Here is a 17,752-nt window from a genome sequence, read left to right as displayed (position 1 = left end):
CGCCTATTATTTTGGAGGACATATGGTAGAGTTAGACCAGTTTAGATACAGAATTTCAGGATACGATAAGCCTATGACTCAGATTAAGAATTCTCTGGATCTTGACAATAAGCAGAAAAGGATTGAAGAATTAGAGGCTGATATGGAATCTCCGGGATTCTGGGATAATCCGGATAAATCACAGAATGCAATGAAAGAGCTTAAAGGCTTAAAGGATGCATTTGAAAGATACAATGAGCTAGAAACAGGACTTGATGATGTTAAGACACTTATTGAGATGGCAGAGGAATCTAATGATCAGTCGCTTATTCCAGAGATAGAAGAAGAGATAACGGGTCTTGAAGACAAGATGGAAAGTTTAAGGATTGAGACATTGCTTTCTGGAGAACATGATGCATGTGATGCCATTCTTACACTTCATGCAGGAGCAGGTGGAACAGAAAGCTGTGACTGGTGTCAGATGCTTTTCAGAATGTATACAAGATGGGCGGAAAGTCACGGATATACAACAGAAACACTTGATTATCTTGAAGGTGAAGAAGCAGGAATTAAGTCGGTTACTATAGAGATAAGAGGAGAGAATGCATATGGACATCTGAAATCTGAACATGGTGTTCACAGACTTGTAAGAATATCTCCATTCAATGCGGCAGGTAAGAGACAGACTTCTTTCGTATCATGTGACGTAATGCCTGATATTAATCAGGATATAGATATTGAGATTAATGATGATGATTTAAGAATTGATACATATCGTTCAAGTGGTGCAGGTGGACAGCACATTAATAAAACGTCATCAGCAATCAGAATTACACATCTTCCAACAGGAATTGTTGTACAGTGTCAGAATGAAAGATCTCAGCACCAGAATAAAGATAAAGCTATGCAGATGTTAAAGGCTAAGCTCTATCTTTTAAAGGAGGCTGAGAATGCAGAGAATCTATCTGGAATCAGAGGAGATGTCAAGGATATTAATTTCGGAAGCCAGATAAGAAGTTACGTTCTTCAGCCATATACAATGGTTAAGGATAACAGAACTAATAAGGAAGTTGCTAATGCGGGCAGTGTACTTGATGGCAATATCGATCCGTTTATCAACGCGTATCTTACATGGATAAGCACAGGAAAGACTGAAGAATAATGAAAGGTGGTATATCAGTATGGCAGATTACATAAAACCAGTAATTTTCAGATTAGGGAATCAGCAGTTTGGAGTGGATATTAATCTTGTTCAGTCTATAGAAAGAGAGATTAATATTGTAAGAGTTCCCAATGCAATGAAATATATAAGTGGAATTGTTAATCTGAGAGGGGAGGTTATTCCTGCATTCAGTTTAAGAAAAAAGTTTGGCACAGATGACAATGTTGGTGTGATTGGAGAAGACAGTACAGTAATTGTAAATATACCTGGTGTTGTCAAGCTTGCTCTTGAGGTTGATGAGGTGCTTGAAATAGGTGATATTGATGCTCAGAGCATTGTACAGATGCCGGCGCTTGCGAAGACTGTTGATACAGAATATCTTGACAGGGTTGCCAATGTTAATGGACAGCTTGTTATTCTTCTTGATGTTGAAAAATTACTTACGCAGTCAGAAGCAGAGAGTGTTAAGAAATTCACAGAAGATATGAATGATAATGACGGAGGTGCTGCTAATGTCTGATACTAAGTTTGAGAGAAATGCAGGCATACTTATGCCTGTAAGTTCATTACCATCACCATATGGTATAGGAACATTTGGCAGGGATGCATATGATTTTGTTACATTTGTTAAAGAATGTAATCATAAGTACTGGCAGGTACTTCCGTTAGGACCAACTACTTATGGTGACAGCCCATATCAGTCATATTCTGCATTTGCAGGTAATCCGTACTTTGTTGATCTTGATATGCTTATTGAGGCTGGATTCTTGTTAAAGTCAGAGGTTATTTCAAGAGACTGGGGTGATGGGATTGTGCCTGTAAATGTTTCTGAAGATGACGCTGTTAATGGAAGATTCGGAACCTACAGAGATGGAAATATTGGTGACGAAAGATATGTCAGTTATGAAAAGATATATAATAACAGATTTGACATATTAAGAATTGCTTATAACAGATTTAAGGCTGCATGTGCAGAAAGCAAGAAGACGCTTGCAAAGGGGCTTCCTCTTTATAAGCAGTTTGATAATTTTGTTAAAGATAATGCAGACTGGCTTGAGGATTATGCTCTGTTTATGGCATTGAAGTCCCATTTTAACAATGTCTCATGGGGTGAATGGGAAACTGACATAAAGTTCAGAAAGCCTGAGGCAATGAGCCGATATGAAGAGCAGCTTTCTGATGATATAGGATACTGGAAATTCATACAGTTTGAATTCTACTTACAGTGGAATGCGCTTAAACAATATGCTAATAGTAATGGTATAGAGATTATAGGTGATATACCTATTTATATGGGGTACGACAGCGTAGATGTATGGGCTAATCAGGGAGAATTCCAGCTGGATGAGAATCTAACACCAATAAAGGTTGCAGGTGTACCACCTGATGCATTCTCTGATGCGGGACAGAAATGGGGAAATCCTCTTTATGATTATGATAAAATGGAAGCAAATGGATTCAGCTGGTGGAGAAAGAGAATGGCAGCTTCAGCAAAACTATATGATGTCATAAGAATTGATCATTTTATAGGAATTGTGAAGTACTATACAATTCCAGCAGACATGCCTGATGCAAGACAGGGTGAGTACAGACAGGGACCAGGACAGAAGCTGCTTGATGTTATTAATGAATCTATCGGTGATAAGAAGATTATTGCTGAGGACTTAGGTGTTGAAGTTCCTGAAGTAGCAAAGATTCTTAAAGAAAATGGATATCCGGGAATGAAGGTTCTTGAATTTGCATTTGGCGGAGACAGAAAGAATCCGCATCTGCCATATAATTATACACAGAATCTTGTATGCTATGGTGGAACTCATGATAACGAAACGCTGCTTGGTTTCTTTGAGGACAGAGGCGACTGGGAGTTAGGATATGCTTATGACTATCTTGATACAAGAGATAAGGGAAGAATGGTTGATCAGGTATTCAGGGCTGCGTATTCAAGTGTTGCTGTTCTTACAGTATTTGCAGTTCAGGACATTCTCAAACTTGGAAATTGGGCAAGAATGAATTTGCCATCAAGCATGGGTAATAACTGGAAATGGCGAATGCAGAAAGGACAGTTAGGCCAGCACGAACTGGAATGCATGAGATATCTTGCAAGTGTATTTGATAGAGAAAGAAAGTAATATTAGACGGGGCAGGGAATTATCAACATATTTCCTACCCCCTTTTTTAAAGAAAAAACAAAAAATAGTATAATAGTACTATTTACATATTTCTGATTAGTGGTATTATATTCATATAAAGAGACAAGTTAATATATTGGCAAAGTAGTCGAAAGGCTATGACGCAAAGCCAAGGGTCTTAACTGATTTTATCAGAATGACAGCCGGTTGCATTACAATCAACGCAAATGATTCGTATTATTCAGGCATCCGGTAATCGGATGTTTTTTTATTATATGGTTCAACGGGGGAACTGATTATGAAAAAGAATAATTCTAAAAAGTGGATCAAAACAATAACAATAACAACAGCGGTACTTGTATTTGCAGCTGGTGCGGTATTTGCATTAAAGTCAGCAGGTACAGCTAATACAGATAAAGATAGTGCTGATACAGTAGTTGCGGCAGCTAATGAAGCAACAGATTTAGTGGTTAAAGAAACAGTTTCAGAGAAAGAAACAGAAGTTATTACAGAGACAGCCGCTACAGAGGCAACAACAGAAGAAGCCACAGAGGCAGTAACAGAACAGAGCAGTACAATTGCAGAGATTCAGCCACAGACAGAGGTTGCAACAGAAGCAGTTCAGGAGCCAGAAGTTACAGAGTTACCTGTTGTACAGACTCCATCAGATGCAAGAGTTGCACAGGTTATAGCAGGAATTAATGCTGAGCGTGAGGCAGCTGGTGTGGCAGCGGTTACATATGATGTGACACTCACAGATATGGCACAGGTAAGAGCATCAGAGAATGCAGCTAATGATTACTTTGTTATAGAGAATGGTAAGCATAAAAGACCAGATGGAAGAAAAGCTTCTTCAATATGTGAAGATTATGGACAGAGTGGAAACTTTGGCGAGGTTATGGGAAGATATCAGGAAACTCCTGATGAGATAGTAACTGGCTGGCATAATTCAGCATCACATTATGCATGCATGACAAGCGGCAAGTATAACAGAGTTGGTGTGGGTATTGCGGCAGATTCAGAGGGATACCTTTACTGGGTAGCAATCTTCATGAATTAATTTTAAATAGACAATAGATTACATAATATAGATACAACTTAATATGGTAAGAACAATGTATTTGCGGCGTTGTTTTTATAAAGCTTCATTAGAAGCGGAAACCCTCACATTCCTCTCCCGTTGTGTGAGGGTTTCTTTTTGTGCTTTAATTAAAGAAAAGGCAGGCTCCCCTTATTTATTATATATCTGGAAATAGGATGAACCTCGGCGATGCTGAAACATAGTTATAGTATCTGTGTTACTTATAAAAAGCAGAAATGCCAGAAGTTAGATGCAAAAGTTTATGTTTGGATAGTATGTGATACCTATAGGTAGTCGTATTTTTGAAACTTTTTATAGGCAGAAAACCACAATGACTATAATGATAGACGATAAATAAACCTATATATGAATGGTAATGAAGGTTTTTATAGGAAAATTTCTCTAAAAACAGGATTTTAGGACGAAAAAACTTATGAATATGCCTATAAAGTACAAAATTCCTACGGATTTATAGGACAATGCTTCCTGAGACAATTACCAAACTGGAAACTGCCAAACTGGGAATTATCAAACCAGAAATTGCTAAATTAGAAGTCAGAAAAGAAATCAGAAAAAATTTGATGAGATATCTGACAAGATGTTCAATTGAGCATTTAAAGAGAAAGACACTTGCAATGAGTATACATATATGGTAATATTCTTTGTGCGGTAGACAGTTGTTTATCAGAGAAAGACATTGAAGAACAACTGTCTTTGTAAAACGGACAATAGAAAGGTACAGACGCAGTATGGCAGATAATATTAAGTATTATGTCGTTAAGCAAAAGGCTCTGCCTGAGGTTCTGCTTAAGGTAGCGGAGACGAACAGAATTATTGAGACTGAAAATATATCTGTTGCAGATGCTACAGAGAAAGTTGGAATAAGCAGAAGTTCTTATTACAAGTATAAGGATGATATTTTTCCGTTTAGAGAGAATGTAAAGGGGAAAACCATTACATTTGTATTGTCTATGGACGATGAACCAGGGCTGCTTTCCCTGGTATTGAAGAAGGTTGCAGAATTCAAGGCGAATATTCTTACTATTCATCAGACAATTCCGGTTAATGGGATTGCATCACTGACGCTTAGTGTGGATATTCTTCCGACTACAGGAGACTCTTCAGAAATGATAGAGCAGATAGAAAGACTTAAAGGGGTAAGATATCTTAAGATATTAAGCAGTGATGCATCTATCTGATATATAAGCAATTAAAGAAAACGGAGGCAGATATGGCAAAGATTGCAGTGTTAGGTTATGGAACAGTAGGATCAGGAGTGGTTGAGGTACTGAATACTAATGGTGCTTCAATTGCAAAGAGAGCAGGAGATACTATTGAGGTTAAGAGTGTACTTGATTTAAGAGATTTTCCGGGAGATCCAATTCAGGATAAAATCGTTCATGATATAGATCTTATAATTAATGACCCTGAGATAGAGGTTGTTGTTGAGGTTATGGGTGGCGTAGAGCCAGCATTTACATTTGTTAAGAAGGCACTTGAAGCAGGAAAGAGTGTGTGTACATCTAATAAGGCACTTGTTGCTGCACACGGTCCGGAGCTTCTTGAGATGGCTAAAGAAAGAAAACTTAATTTTATGTTTGAGGCATCAGTAGGCGGTGGAATTCCAATTATCAGACCACTTAACCAGTCTCTTACAGCAGATGAGATTACTAAGATTACAGGTATTCTTAATGGAACAACTAACTATATTCTTACTAAGATGAGCAGAGAGGGAATCTCATATCAGGAGGTTCTTAAAGAGGCTCAGGCACTCGGATATGCAGAAAGAAATCCAGAGGCTGATGTTGAGGGTTACGATGCATGCAGAAAAATAGCAATTCTTACATCACTTGCATTTGGAAATACAGTGAAATTCGAGGAAGTGTATACAGAGGGAATAACAAAGATTTCTAATGAAGATTTTGCATATGCTAAAGAGCTTGGAAGTGTTATCAAGCTTCTTGCAACAAGCTACAGTAAGGATGGCAAGGTATATGCAATCACAGCACCATTTATGATTGACAGCACACATCCATTATATAATGTTAATGATGTTCTTAACGGAATCTATGTACACGGCAATGTATTAGGGGATGTAATGTTCTTCGGAGCAGGAGCCGGAAAGCTTCCAACAGCAAGTGCTGTAGTATCAGATGTAGTTGACTGTGTTAAGCATAAGGGTAAAAATGTTATGACAATCTGGAGTTCAGTAAAGCAGGAACTTGGTGATACATTTGACGAGACAAGAAAGTTCTTTGTAAGAATTAAGGGCGATGATGTCCAAGCAGCTAAGGCAGCATTTGGTGAAGGACAGGTTGTTAAGGTTGATGGAATTAACGGAGAGTTCGGATTTGTTACAGAACCTATGACAGAGAGAGCATTTGAAGATGCTAAGGATAAGGTTTCTGTTATAAGCAGAATCAGAATAGATGATACTAAATTACAGTAATAATATAAGGGAGAAATAGTAATGGTTAAAGTAGTTAAATTTGGTGGAAGTTCACTTGCAAGCGCAGAGCAGTTTAAGAAGGTTGGCAATATTATCCGTGCTGATGAGGACAGAAAGTATGTGGTTCCTTCAGCACCTGGAAAGAGATTTCCAGAGGATACTAAGGTTACTGATATGCTTTACAAATGTTATGCAGAGGCAGAAGCTGGTAAGAATATTGAGAAGAGTCTTAAGGCAATTGAGGAAAGATACAATGAAATTATCAAGGGACTTGGACTTAAGCTTTCATTAAAGGAACAGTTTGAGACAATTAAGAAGAATTTTGAGGCACTTGCAGGAAAAGATTATGCAGCTTCAAGAGGAGAGTATCTTAATGGTATTATCATGGCTAACTATCTTGGATATGAGTTCATAGATGCTGCTACAGTTATCTGCTTCGATAAGGATGGAGAGTTTGATTCAGAAAAGACTAATGCAGTGTGTGAAGCAAAGTTTGCTAATATTGAAAGAGCAGTTGTACCTGGTTTTTACGGAGCAATGCCAAACGGAAAGGTTAAGACATTTTCAAGAGGCGGTTCTGATGTAACAGGATCAATCGTTGCAAGAGCACTTAAGGCTGATATGTATGAGAACTGGACAGATGTATCAGGCTTCCTTGCAGCAGATCCAAGAATTGTAAATAATGCAAAGCCAATCAACGTTATTACATATAAGGAATTAAGAGAGCTTTCATACATGGGTGCATCAGTGCTTCATGAATCAGCTATCTTCCCTGTAAGAAAGGGTGGAATTCCTATCAATATTAAGAATACTAATGCTCCGGAAGATAAGGGAACAATGATTGTTGAGACAACATGTAATATGCCGGAATACACAATTACTGGTATTGCAGGTAAGAAGGGATTCGTTGCAATCAGCATTGACAAGGATATGATGAATTCAGAAATCGGATTCTGTAGAAAGGTTCTTTCAGTATTCGAGGATAACGGAATCTCAATCGAACATATGCCTTCAGGAATTGATACTATGACAGTATTTGTTCACCAGGATGAATTCGTAGAGAAGGAACAGAAGGTTCTTGCACAGATTCATAAGGCAGTTAATCCTGACTCTGTTGAACTTGAAGCTAACCTTGCACTTATTGCAGTAGTTGGACGTGGAATGAAGAATAGTACTGGTATAGCAGGAAACATTTTCTCAGCACTTGCAAAAGCTAAGATTAATGTTAAAATGATAGATCAGGGATCTTCAGAGCTTAACATCATCATTGGTGTAAGAAACAGATACTTTGAGGATGCTATTAAGACTATCTATGGAGTATTTGTTCCAGAAGAATAGTTGAGTAGATAAACAGGGGGATAAGGGATATGAAAGAAGCTAAGAATGAGCTGTTACAGTTTGTTGGCGGCGTAATAATGCTTGTTGTAGGACTGTACATATTGTCACAGAAAGTTATGGTATCATCTTCATATGGGTTCTTCTCATTATGGGGTGGCAGGTTCTCATCAGGTCTTATTATGGTACCATTAATAATTGGAGTTGTATGGATGTTTGCTTCAGGCGGCTCATTTGTATCTAAAGTATTTACCGTACTATCAGTGATACTTATAATTGCGGCAATTGTTGCGTCAACAAGAATCTGGCTTGTAACTATTACAATGTATGAATGGGTTCTTATACTTGTTCTTATATTTGGCGGCGCCGGATTGGTTGCAAAGGTATTGTTTGCTAACAATAAGTCAGAAAAGTCCAAGAAAGATAAGTCAGAGCAGACAGGCGGCAGTTATACATCAAGTGTAGATGATGAACTTGATAAGATGAAAAAGAATATGAAGTAAATTTCATTCCCCGCACATGGAGTGCGGGGATTCTTGCGTTTATGCAACTGTTGATAAACTTTGATGAAATTGATATAATTAAATGTAATATGCGTATGAAAACGGAGGAAGATTAATGGATATCGCAAAGAAGATAGCGGAAGAGCTGGAAATTAAAGTAACACAGGTAGAAGCTGCTGTTAAACTTATAGATGAGGGGTGTACAATCCCTTTTATTGCAAGATACAGAAAGGAAGTTACAGGAGCGTTAAATGATGAACAGCTCCGTAATCTTGATGAGAGATTAAAGTATTTAAGAAATCTTGAAGACAGAAAGACTCAGGTCCTCGCAAGCATTGAAGAACAGGGAAAGCTTACAGAAGAACTTAAGGCTGCTATTACAGCAGCAGAAACAATGGTTCTTGTAGAAGATCTTTACAGACCATACAAGCAGAAGAGAAGAACAAGAGCAACAATTGCGAAAGAGAAAGGCCTTGAACCACTTGCACAGTTCATATATGCACAGGAAGCTACAGAAGATGTAGAAATCAAGGCAGCAGAATTTATCAGTGATGAAGAAGGTAAGGAAGTCGCTACAGCACAGGATGCAATAGCAGGTGCATTAGATATAATTGCAGAGCAGATATCAGATGTTGCAGATTACAGAACATATATCAGAGACATCACAATGAAAGAAGGAAAGCTTGTTGTAACAGCCAAAGATGAAAAGGCTGAGTCTGTATACGAGAATTATTATGATTATAGCGAGGCACTTTCAACAATTCCGGGACACAGAATTCTTGCAATTAACAGAGGAGAGGATGAGAAGTTTCTTACTGTTAAGGTAGAAGCACCGGAAGAGAGAATATTAAGATATCTCGAGAAGAATATTCTTAAAGACAATGCATTTACAGCAGAATACCTTAAGAACTGCATAGCAGATGCATATGGAAGACTTATTGCACCAGCTATCGAAAGAGAGATAAGAAGCAGCCTTACAGAGACGGCAGAGGATGGGGCAATCAAAGTGTTTGGAAAGAATCTTGAACAGCTTCTCCTTCAGCCACCTATCGCAGGCAAGGTTGTTCTTGGATGGGATCCGGCTTTCAGAACAGGCTGTAAGCTTGCAGTTGTAGACCCTACAGGTAAGGTGCTTGCAACTAAAGTTATATACCCTACAGAACCACACAATAAGGTGGCGGAATCTAAGGCTGAGGTTAAGAAGCTTATAGATAAGTACCACGTTAATCTTATTTCGTGTGGTAACGGAACAGCTTCAAGAGAATCAGAGAAGATTATTTCAGATATGATACATGAGATGAATCTTCCTGTTGATTATGTAATCACTAACGAGGCGGGGGCTTCTGTATATTCAGCAAGTAAACTTGCAACAGAGGAATTCCCTGACTTTGATGTGGCACAGAGAAGTGCAGTTTCAATAGCAAGACGAGTTCAGGATCCATTGGCAGAGCTTGTAAAGATTGATCCGAAATCAATCGGAGTAGGTCAGTATCAGCATGATATGAACCAGAAGAAGTTAGAGAACACACTTACAGGAGTTGTTGAGGACAGCGTTAATAAGGTTGGAGTAGACTTAAATACTGCATCGGCCTCACTTCTTGAGTATATTTCAGGTATATCTAAGGCAGTAGCTAAGAATATAGTTGAGTACAGAGAGACTAACGGAAGATTCACGAACAGAAAGCAGCTTTTAAAGGTTGCAAAGCTTGGACCTAAGGCATTTGAACAGTGTGCCGGATTCATGAGAATATCAGGCGGCGATAATCCGTTAGACGCAACAAGCGTACATCCTGAAAGTTATGAGGCAGCAACAAAGCTTCTTGCACTTTTAGGTTATGATATTAATTCAATAACATCAGGAGAACTTATAGGACTTAAGAGCAAAGTTAAAGATTTTGCCAAGATGGCGGATGAACTTGGAATAGGAACAATGACACTTGAAGATATCGTTAAAGAACTTGAGAAGCCGGGAAGAGACCCAAGAGATGAGATGCCTAAGCCTATATTAAGAAAAGATGTTCTTGATATGAAGGATTTAACACCGGGCATGATACTTAAGGGAACAGTCAGAAATGTTATTGATTTCGGAGCATTTGTTGATATCGGAGTGCATCAGGACGGACTTGTACACATTTCCCAGATGAGCAGCACAAAGAGAGTTGAGCACCCTCTTGATGTTGTAAGTGTAGGAGATATCGTAGATGTAAGAGTTATAGATGTTGATATCCCTAAGGCAAGAATTTCACTTTCAATGATCCTTGATGAAAAAGAGGCAGCTAACAGAAAGTACACTAAGGATAATTCCAATAATAAGAATAACAGAAACAACGGCAAAGGAAACAGACAGGACAGAAAGCCTAAGAAGGAAGGCCTTAACCTTTCAGGTCTTGCCAAGTTCATGCATTAATAGGAGTATTGTATGGAAGATAGAATTGAATTCGACAGCGTAATTACAGAGAAAGCACTTAATGATTTCAAGATGTATCATGTTTTTCACAATGTTGGGGGAGTGTTCGGATATGTATTTGCAGCATTTGCAATAGTTATGTGCGTGCTTGGGGTAATATTCAAAATGTCTCCTAAATATATAGTCATGATGGGGCTTTTTGGAGTATTTTTCTTCTTTTATCCAATTGTTAATATGAGGCTTGGAACTAAGAAGCAGATGAAAACAGTTGTAGCATTTAAAGAGCCTATGCATTATAGTGCCGGGGAAGACAAGATAATTGTAAGCCAGGGTGATATGTCAGAAGAACTTGCATGGGAGCAGATATACAAGATAAGATTCACAGGAAGCAATCTTATTCTGTATCTTTCATCTGTCAGAGCCAATGTGCTTACAGTTAACAGTATGGGTGAGGCGGCAGTTCCTTTTGTTAAAATGTGTCAGAAGAAATTAAAGCCTTTTCAGGTTAAGGTTAATATGGATAAGCTTGCTAAGGCTGTGGCTTAAGTAAGCAGATAGGAATAATATGGTTAAAGAAACATTTAACGCTAAAGAAACATTTGAAGCAGGATATGAGATGGGTAAGAAGGCTCTTCCGGGGCAGATATACTGTCTAAATGGAGATTTAGGTGTCGGAAAAACAGTATTTACGCAGGGCTTTGCGAAAGGTCTTGGAATAGAAGAGCCTGTCAACAGCCCTACATTTACAATTATTCAGGAATACCATGAAGGCAGACTGCCATTGTATCATTTTGATGTATACAGAATTGGCGATGTTGAAGAGATGGATGAGCTTGGATATGAGGAATATTTTTATTCAGACGGGGTGTGTCTTATTGAATGGAGCACACTTATACAGGAGATAATTCCAGATAATGCGATAGAGATAGTTATAGAAAAAAACCTTGAAAAAGGCTTTGATTACAGGAAAATAACTATCGGGCAGGAGGCAGTATGAGAATATTAGCGATAGAAAGTTCAGCAGTTACAGCATCAGTTGCGATTCTTGAAGATGATACACTTGTTGCTGAATACACAATTAATCATAAGATGACACATTCACAGACACTTCTTCCAATGATAGATGAGATATTTTCAATGGTTCAGTTAAAGCCTGATGATGTTGATGTTATAGCAGTATCAAAGGGACCGGGTTCATTCACGGGCCTAAGAATTGGTGCGGCTACAGGCAAGGGAATTGCACTTGCGCTTGACAAAAAGATGGTGGCAGTACCGACACTTGCGGCTATGGCATATAATTTATATGGAGACAGCAGATATATATGCCCTGTAATGGATGCAAGAAGAAAGCATCTGTACAGTGGAATATATACATTTGACGGTGACAGGCTTATTACAGTAAGAGATGTTAATCTTGAGTCATATGATGAGCTTGCAGAAGAACTTGCAGGACTTGATGGACAGGTTGTATTAGTAGGTGATGGTGTGGATGTCGCAGGTGACGTCCTTAAAGAGCAGCTTGGTGACAAATGTGTTCTTGCACCGGCTCATATCAAGACACAGAGAGCTGGTTCAGTAGCACTTTTAGCAAAGCAGATGGCAGATAATGGTGAATATACAGATGCTGATGAGTTAAAGCCTGATTATCTGCGCCCTTCACAGGCAGAAAGAGAGAAAGCACAGCATGAGTCTTAAATATGTGATAAGACCGATGACGGAAGATGATACATTTGCAGTGGAACTGATAGAACAGGGAATATTCTCGCTTCCATGGTCGCAGAAATCATTTGCAGATGCGTGCAGGAATCAGGACAATGTGTATCTGGTATGCGAGGCAGACGGAGTAATAGCAGGATATTGTGGTATGTGGACTGTGCTTGGAGAAGGCAATATAACCAACATGGCAGTATCACCGGATTACAGGCGGTGCGGCATAGCACAGATGCTTATGCAATCAATGGAAAAGTATGGTAATGACAAGAATGTCACATCATATTTTCTTGAAGTCAGACAGAGCAATCTGCCAGCAATAGCCCTTTATGAAAAAATGGGGTATAAGAATATAGGTATTAGAAAAGGATTTTACGAAAAGCCAGTTGAGGACGCAGTAATAATGTCTAAAATTATTGGGTGAAATAATAGACTGCATAATATATATTGATGTATAATAACAGAAGGAGGTGCGATTAATGCTTGATGTATGTTTACTGGGAACCAGTGGCATGCTTCCCCTGCCGGGAAGATGGCTGACATCGCTTATGACACGTTACAACGGAAGCAGCCTGATGATAGATTGCGGAGAGGGAACACAGATAGCTGTTAAGCAGAAAGGATGGAGTTTTAATCCTATAGATGTTATCTGTTTCACACATTATCATGCTGATCATATAAGTGGTTTGCCGGGGCTTTTGCTCACAATAGGTAATTCTGACAGAAAGAAGCCCTTAACTCTTGTAGGACCCAAGGGGCTTGGCAGGGTAGTTTCTTCGCTCAGGGTAATCGCACCAGAGCTGCCATTTGAACTTAAGCTGATAGAACTTACGAATCAACAGGAGCATTTGTCAATATGCGGATATGAGATAGATGCATTCAGGGTTAATCATGCTGTTATATGTTATGGGTATTCGATTAGTATTCCGAGAATAGGCAAGTTTGATGTAGAAAAGGCGAAAGAACTTGGTATTCCGTGTAGCATGTGGAATAAACTGCAGCATGGAACAGCGGTTACAATAGATGATAAAGAATATACGCCGGATATGGTTATGGGGGCGGCAAGAAAAGGGCTTAAAGTAACATATTGTACAGATAGCAGGCCTGTTCAGATTATATCAGATAATGCTAAAGAATCAGATCTTTTCATATGTGAGGGCATGTATGGAGAGGATGGTAAGGAAGCTAAGGCAAAGGAATATAAGCATATGACCTTTACAGAAGCGGCACAGCTTGCAAAGAATGCGGATGTCAGGGAAATGTGGCTGACACATTATAGTCCTTCACTTGTAAGACCACAGGATTATGTTGATAAGGCAAGAAAGATATTCCCTGCTACAATAGCAGCTAATGATGGAAGAACAGTTGAGTTGAAGTTTGACGATGAGGGTTAGATTATGAAAAAATACGGAAGGACGATAATTGTAATAGCAGTATTGGTTGCGTTGGGGCTGGGATATTACTATTACCTTGCTAATAAGGATACAGGTAAAGATGCTACTGATATTGCAGCAGATACCAGTGAGGTTTCTGTGCTTATTTCAAAAGATATTATGGCTAATTATCCGGAATCACCTAAGGATGTAGTTAATCTGTATGCAAGAATAACGAAGGCATATTATGATACATCACTTACTAATGAGCAGATTGAAGCTTTAGGAAAGCAGGCACGTCTGATGTTTGATGATGAATTAAAGAATACGCAGACAGATGCGGATTTCTATGAGAAACTTAAGGAAGATATAGGCAATTATAATTCAACCAAAACACGTATAAGTTCATATGTTATACAGAGTGCTGCCAAGACTAAATATTCAACATTTAAAGACAGGCAGTATGCATCAATCGCATTAGTGTATTATTTGAGACAGGGTGACAAGCTTATAGATTCACCAACAAAATTCACCTTAAGAAAAGATGATGATGGACACTGGAAGATTCTTTTCTGGGAGCTAACTGAAATAGACAGCGATACATAATAATAGGAGATATAAAATGAGCGAAAAAGATGATGTTCTTATTCTTGCAATAGAAAGTTCATGTGACGAGACAGCAGCAGCAGTAGTAAAGAATGGGAGAGAGGTATTGTCAAATGTGATTAATACCCAGATAGCCATACATACAGAGTATGGTGGTGTAGTTCCTGAAATTGCGTCAAGAAAACATATAGAAAATATTAATCCTGTAATAAGGAAAGCACTTGAAGATGCGGGAGTAACACTTGATGATATAGATGCAATAGGTGTTACATATGGTCCTGGGCTTGTGGGAGCACTTCTTGTCGGAGTTGCGGAGGCTAAAGCAATAGCATTTGCAAAGAATAAACCATTAGTAGGGGTACATCACATAGAAGGTCATATTAGTGCCAACTATGTTGAGAATAAAGAACTCGAACCTCCTTTTGTTGCGCTTGTTGTTTCGGGAGGACATACACACCTTGTTAAGGTCAATGACTATGGCGAGTATGAAATAGTTGGAAGAACAAGAGATGATGCGGCAGGAGAAGCATTTGACAAGGTTGCAAGGGCAATAGGATTGGGATATCCGGGAGGACCTAAGATAGATAAGCTTGCAAAGGAAGGTAATCCGGATGCAATAGAATTTCCAAGAGCACATGTTGATGATGCTCCTTATGATTTTTCGTTTAGTGGAATAAAATCAGCAGTACTTAATTATATTAATTCTGCCAATATGCAGGGAAAAGAGATAAACAGGGCTGATGTAGCAGCGTCATTCCAGAAAGCGGTAGTAGATGCTCTTGTTTCACGGGCAGTAAGGCTGGCAAAAGAATGTGGAATGGATAAGCTTGCAATAGCTGGAGGAGTTGCGTCTAATTCAGCGCTTCGGGCAGCAGTACAGGAAGAGTGTACAAAGAATAACATCAGATTCTATTCGCCATCACCTATATTATGTACAGATAACGCAGCTATGATAGGAGCGGCGGCATATTATGAATATATTAAAGGAGTTCGTCATGGCTATGATTTAAACGCTATCCCGAACCTTAAATTAGGAGAACGCATATAATGAATACGGCTATAGTTCTTGCGGGTGGAAGTGGCAGGAGGATGAATAGTGATGTTCCAAAGCAATATATGATGCTTAAAGGAAAACCAGTAATATACTATTCACTGAAAGCATTTCAGGATAACCTGCATATAGATGATATAATACTGGTAACATCTGATTATTACATAGAATATGTAAAAAAAAATATTTTAGATGATACGCTTGATAAGGTTTCAAAAGTTATACAGGGCGGCGTGGAACGATATGATTCAGTATGGGAAGGACTGAAATGTATCAAGGAATCCGGATATGTATTCATACATGATGGTGCAAGACCGTGTATAAGCCAGAAGCTTATTAACGATTGCTATGAAGCTGTTGTTGAAGATGGGGCATGTATAGCGGCAGTACCTGTTAAAGATACTATTAAGATAGCAGATTCAGAAGGCTATGCAGCAAAAACACCGGACAGGAATACATTGTGGCAGATTCAGACACCACAAGTATTTGAGTATGATATAATAAAATCTGCATATAGTAGTCTGTATAGAAGTGGCAGATTTAATGGGGTAACAGATGATGCGATGGTACTTGAAAGATTTGGAGAACATCATATAAAACTGGTGTACAGTGATTATAGAAATATTAAGATCACAACACCAGAAGATATGAACACAGCAGAAATGTTTATAGAGAATATATTTTAATAAATAATTATATTAGATGCAGTATAAGGAGACAGGTATGAGTGGTTTTTCAGTTAAAAGAGTTAATGTTGTTGGTGCATTTGCATCATTATGGGCGTTTATATTTGCATTTTTTCCATTTTATAGAATAGAACCGATGGAAGTACTTATACAGCAGGCAGGGAAGCAGGCTGAATCATATGCTTTAACTAAAAATCTGGTGTCATATAATTTTTTTGGTGTATTGTGCCTTATGTTGTCTATAGTTGCATTTGGATTATACATATGGAATAGTTCGCAGCTTGTAAGAGCTGCTGCGATAATAGTTTCGGTAGTAGATTTTATAAGCCTTATGCTTGCGCTTATAGTAGGCAATTCTAATATAAAAGATATCAAATCAATAATTACATATGCTGTTCAGTACAGTGGCTCTGGAATGAAGACCAGTATGTTTGTAAAGACATCCGTAGCATATGGATTTGTGCTTGAACTGATAATGGTGTTAATAATGATAGGCTCATACTGGATTAATGAAATGTTATTCAGACCATATGTATTAGGAAACAAGTCAGAAGCAGTATTAAATCCTCTGGAAGGACTTGTAGGAACGGCCAAAGCTAGCTATACAAAGCAGATGGCGGCTCATATGCACATGAAAAATACGGTGTCATCAGAGAGACCTGAACAATCATCAGAAACACCTGATGAAAAAATTTAAAAAACTTTAAAAAAGCTGTTGACAAAGTTACACTGTGATGATAATATAATCAAGTCGCTGGTGCGACACAATAAAATAGCTATGGAGAGGTACCGAAGTGGTCATAACGGGGCGGTCTTGAAAACCGTTTGTCTTCACGGGCGCATGGGTTCGAATCCCATCCTCTCCGCTTAAGCCGTTCATTAAACATGAATGGCTTTTTATTTGCCAGAGGTGCTTGTGAGCATATTGCACAAAAAGATGATGCAAGTAGTGCTGGTTAAAGAACTTGACATACAAGATATTGTCACTTTGAAAAAATATGACAAAAAAGTAAAAAAGTTCTTGACAAACAAGAATGGCAATGATATCCTAATTAAGCTGTCGGCGAGAAAAGCTGATAACACTTAATGAAGTTCTTTGATAACTGAATAGAAAGACAACCTTGAAATTCTTTGAGAATTTTAAAATGATTCATTAATGAATCTTGCGAGTATCGAAAGATACACAAACCTAAACAGTAAGTTTTGGTAAAACTATTTAAGCTAGTTAGTTTATAACTGACGAGGCAAACTTTTTATGAGAGTTTGATCCTGGCTCAGGAT

Annotated in this window: 19 protein-coding genes, 1 tRNA gene and 1 riboswitch; all 20 genes read left to right on the top strand. The window is 38.4% G+C overall.

Going from position 1 to position 17,752, the window contains the following annotated elements; genetic code table 11:
- Positions 1 to 22: 22 nt before the first annotated feature.
- Positions 23 to 1,141: a peptide chain release factor 2 gene (gene prfB, locus GKE48_RS00100; RefSeq protein WP_154300203.1), complete on the top strand. Its 1,119-nt coding sequence runs from the start codon at positions 23 to 25 to the stop codon at positions 1,139 to 1,141.
- Positions 1,142 to 1,160: 19 nt separating this feature from the next.
- Complete coding sequence (locus GKE48_RS00095) at positions 1,161 to 1,661, top strand: chemotaxis protein CheW (protein ID WP_055216066.1); 501 nt, start codon at positions 1,161 to 1,163, stop codon at positions 1,659 to 1,661.
- Complete coding sequence (malQ, locus tag GKE48_RS00090) at positions 1,654 to 3,270, top strand: 4-alpha-glucanotransferase (protein ID WP_154300202.1); 1,617 nt, start codon at positions 1,654 to 1,656, stop codon at positions 3,268 to 3,270. The genes GKE48_RS00095 and malQ overlap by 8 nt, the downstream gene beginning before the upstream one ends.
- Before the next feature lie 128 nt (positions 3,271 to 3,398).
- Positions 3,399 to 3,485, top strand: a riboswitch (cyclic di-GMP riboswitch).
- Positions 3,486 to 3,568: 83 nt separating this feature from the next.
- Complete coding sequence (locus GKE48_RS00085) at positions 3,569 to 4,330, top strand: CAP domain-containing protein (protein ID WP_154300201.1); 762 nt, start codon at positions 3,569 to 3,571, stop codon at positions 4,328 to 4,330.
- 500 nt (positions 4,331 to 4,830) lie between these two features.
- Entirely contained in the window at positions 4,831 to 5,007 is a 177-nt protein-coding gene (locus GKE48_RS00080; RefSeq protein WP_154300200.1) for a hypothetical protein, read from the top strand.
- 93 nt (positions 5,008 to 5,100) lie between these two features.
- Positions 5,101 to 5,550 carry an ACT domain-containing protein gene (locus GKE48_RS00075; RefSeq protein ID WP_012738642.1) on the top strand — a complete coding sequence of 150 codons (450 nt, stop codon included), beginning with the start codon at positions 5,101 to 5,103 and terminating at the stop codon, positions 5,548 to 5,550.
- A gap of 32 nt (positions 5,551 to 5,582) precedes the next feature.
- Positions 5,583 to 6,800: a homoserine dehydrogenase gene (locus GKE48_RS00070; RefSeq protein WP_119212393.1), complete on the top strand. Its 1,218-nt coding sequence runs from the start codon at positions 5,583 to 5,585 to the stop codon at positions 6,798 to 6,800.
- Positions 6,801 to 6,821: 21 nt separating this feature from the next.
- Entirely contained in the window at positions 6,822 to 8,138 is a 1,317-nt protein-coding gene (locus GKE48_RS00065) for an aspartate kinase (RefSeq protein ID WP_055287412.1), read from the top strand.
- Positions 8,139 to 8,167: 29 nt separating this feature from the next.
- Positions 8,168 to 8,638 (top strand): hypothetical protein, encoded by a 471-nt coding sequence (locus tag GKE48_RS00060; protein WP_055287414.1) that lies wholly within the window; start codon positions 8,168 to 8,170, stop codon positions 8,636 to 8,638.
- A 115-nt stretch (positions 8,639 to 8,753) separates the two neighbouring features.
- Positions 8,754 to 11,045, top strand: a complete 2,292-nt coding sequence (locus GKE48_RS00055; RefSeq protein ID WP_154300199.1) for a Tex family protein — start codon at positions 8,754 to 8,756, stop codon at positions 11,043 to 11,045.
- 12 nt (positions 11,046 to 11,057) lie between these two features.
- A complete protein-coding gene (locus GKE48_RS00050; RefSeq protein ID WP_022098386.1) occupies positions 11,058 to 11,591 on the top strand; it encodes a YcxB family protein in 534 nt (177 codons plus the stop codon).
- 19 nt (positions 11,592 to 11,610) lie between these two features.
- Entirely contained in the window at positions 11,611 to 12,042 is a 432-nt protein-coding gene (gene tsaE / locus GKE48_RS00045; RefSeq protein WP_022098385.1) for a tRNA (adenosine(37)-N6)-threonylcarbamoyltransferase complex ATPase subunit type 1 TsaE, read from the top strand.
- Entirely contained in the window at positions 12,039 to 12,740 is a 702-nt protein-coding gene (tsaB, locus tag GKE48_RS00040) for a tRNA (adenosine(37)-N6)-threonylcarbamoyltransferase complex dimerization subunit type 1 TsaB (RefSeq protein ID WP_022098384.1), read from the top strand. The genes tsaE and tsaB overlap by 4 nt, the downstream gene beginning before the upstream one ends.
- Positions 12,730 to 13,179 carry a ribosomal protein S18-alanine N-acetyltransferase gene (gene rimI, locus GKE48_RS00035; protein WP_022098383.1) on the top strand — a complete coding sequence of 150 codons (450 nt, stop codon included), beginning with the start codon at positions 12,730 to 12,732 and terminating at the stop codon, positions 13,177 to 13,179. Before tsaB ends, rimI begins: the two co-directional genes overlap by 11 nt.
- Before the next feature lie 55 nt (positions 13,180 to 13,234).
- On the top strand, positions 13,235 to 14,149 hold the full coding sequence (locus GKE48_RS00030) for a ribonuclease Z (protein WP_022098382.1): 915 nt from the start codon (positions 13,235 to 13,237) through the stop codon (positions 14,147 to 14,149).
- A 3-nt stretch (positions 14,150 to 14,152) separates the two neighbouring features.
- Positions 14,153 to 14,734 (top strand): DUF6715 family protein, encoded by a 582-nt coding sequence (locus tag GKE48_RS00025; protein ID WP_022098381.1) that lies wholly within the window; start codon positions 14,153 to 14,155, stop codon positions 14,732 to 14,734.
- A 16-nt stretch (positions 14,735 to 14,750) separates the two neighbouring features.
- Positions 14,751 to 15,782 carry a tRNA (adenosine(37)-N6)-threonylcarbamoyltransferase complex transferase subunit TsaD gene (gene tsaD / locus GKE48_RS00020; RefSeq protein WP_055287421.1) on the top strand — a complete coding sequence of 344 codons (1,032 nt, stop codon included), beginning with the start codon at positions 14,751 to 14,753 and terminating at the stop codon, positions 15,780 to 15,782.
- Complete coding sequence (gene ispD / locus GKE48_RS00015) at positions 15,782 to 16,471, top strand: 2-C-methyl-D-erythritol 4-phosphate cytidylyltransferase (RefSeq protein WP_154300198.1); 690 nt, start codon at positions 15,782 to 15,784, stop codon at positions 16,469 to 16,471. Before tsaD ends, ispD begins: the two co-directional genes overlap by 1 nt.
- A 37-nt stretch (positions 16,472 to 16,508) precedes the next feature.
- Entirely contained in the window at positions 16,509 to 17,168 is a 660-nt protein-coding gene (locus tag GKE48_RS00010) for a hypothetical protein (protein ID WP_154300197.1), read from the top strand.
- Between the two features lie 83 nt (positions 17,169 to 17,251).
- Positions 17,252 to 17,337: transfer RNA gene (locus GKE48_RS00005), tRNA-Ser, on the top strand.
- Positions 17,338 to 17,752 lie beyond the last annotated feature (415 nt).

Origin of the sequence: Lachnospira eligens (genome assembly GCF_009680455.1) — a bacterium.
Lineage (GTDB): Bacteria > Bacillota > Clostridia > Lachnospirales > Lachnospiraceae > Lachnospira > Lachnospira eligens_A.
Note: the sequence above shows the minus strand (reverse complement) of the source record. Positions and strands in the feature narration are given on the sequence as shown.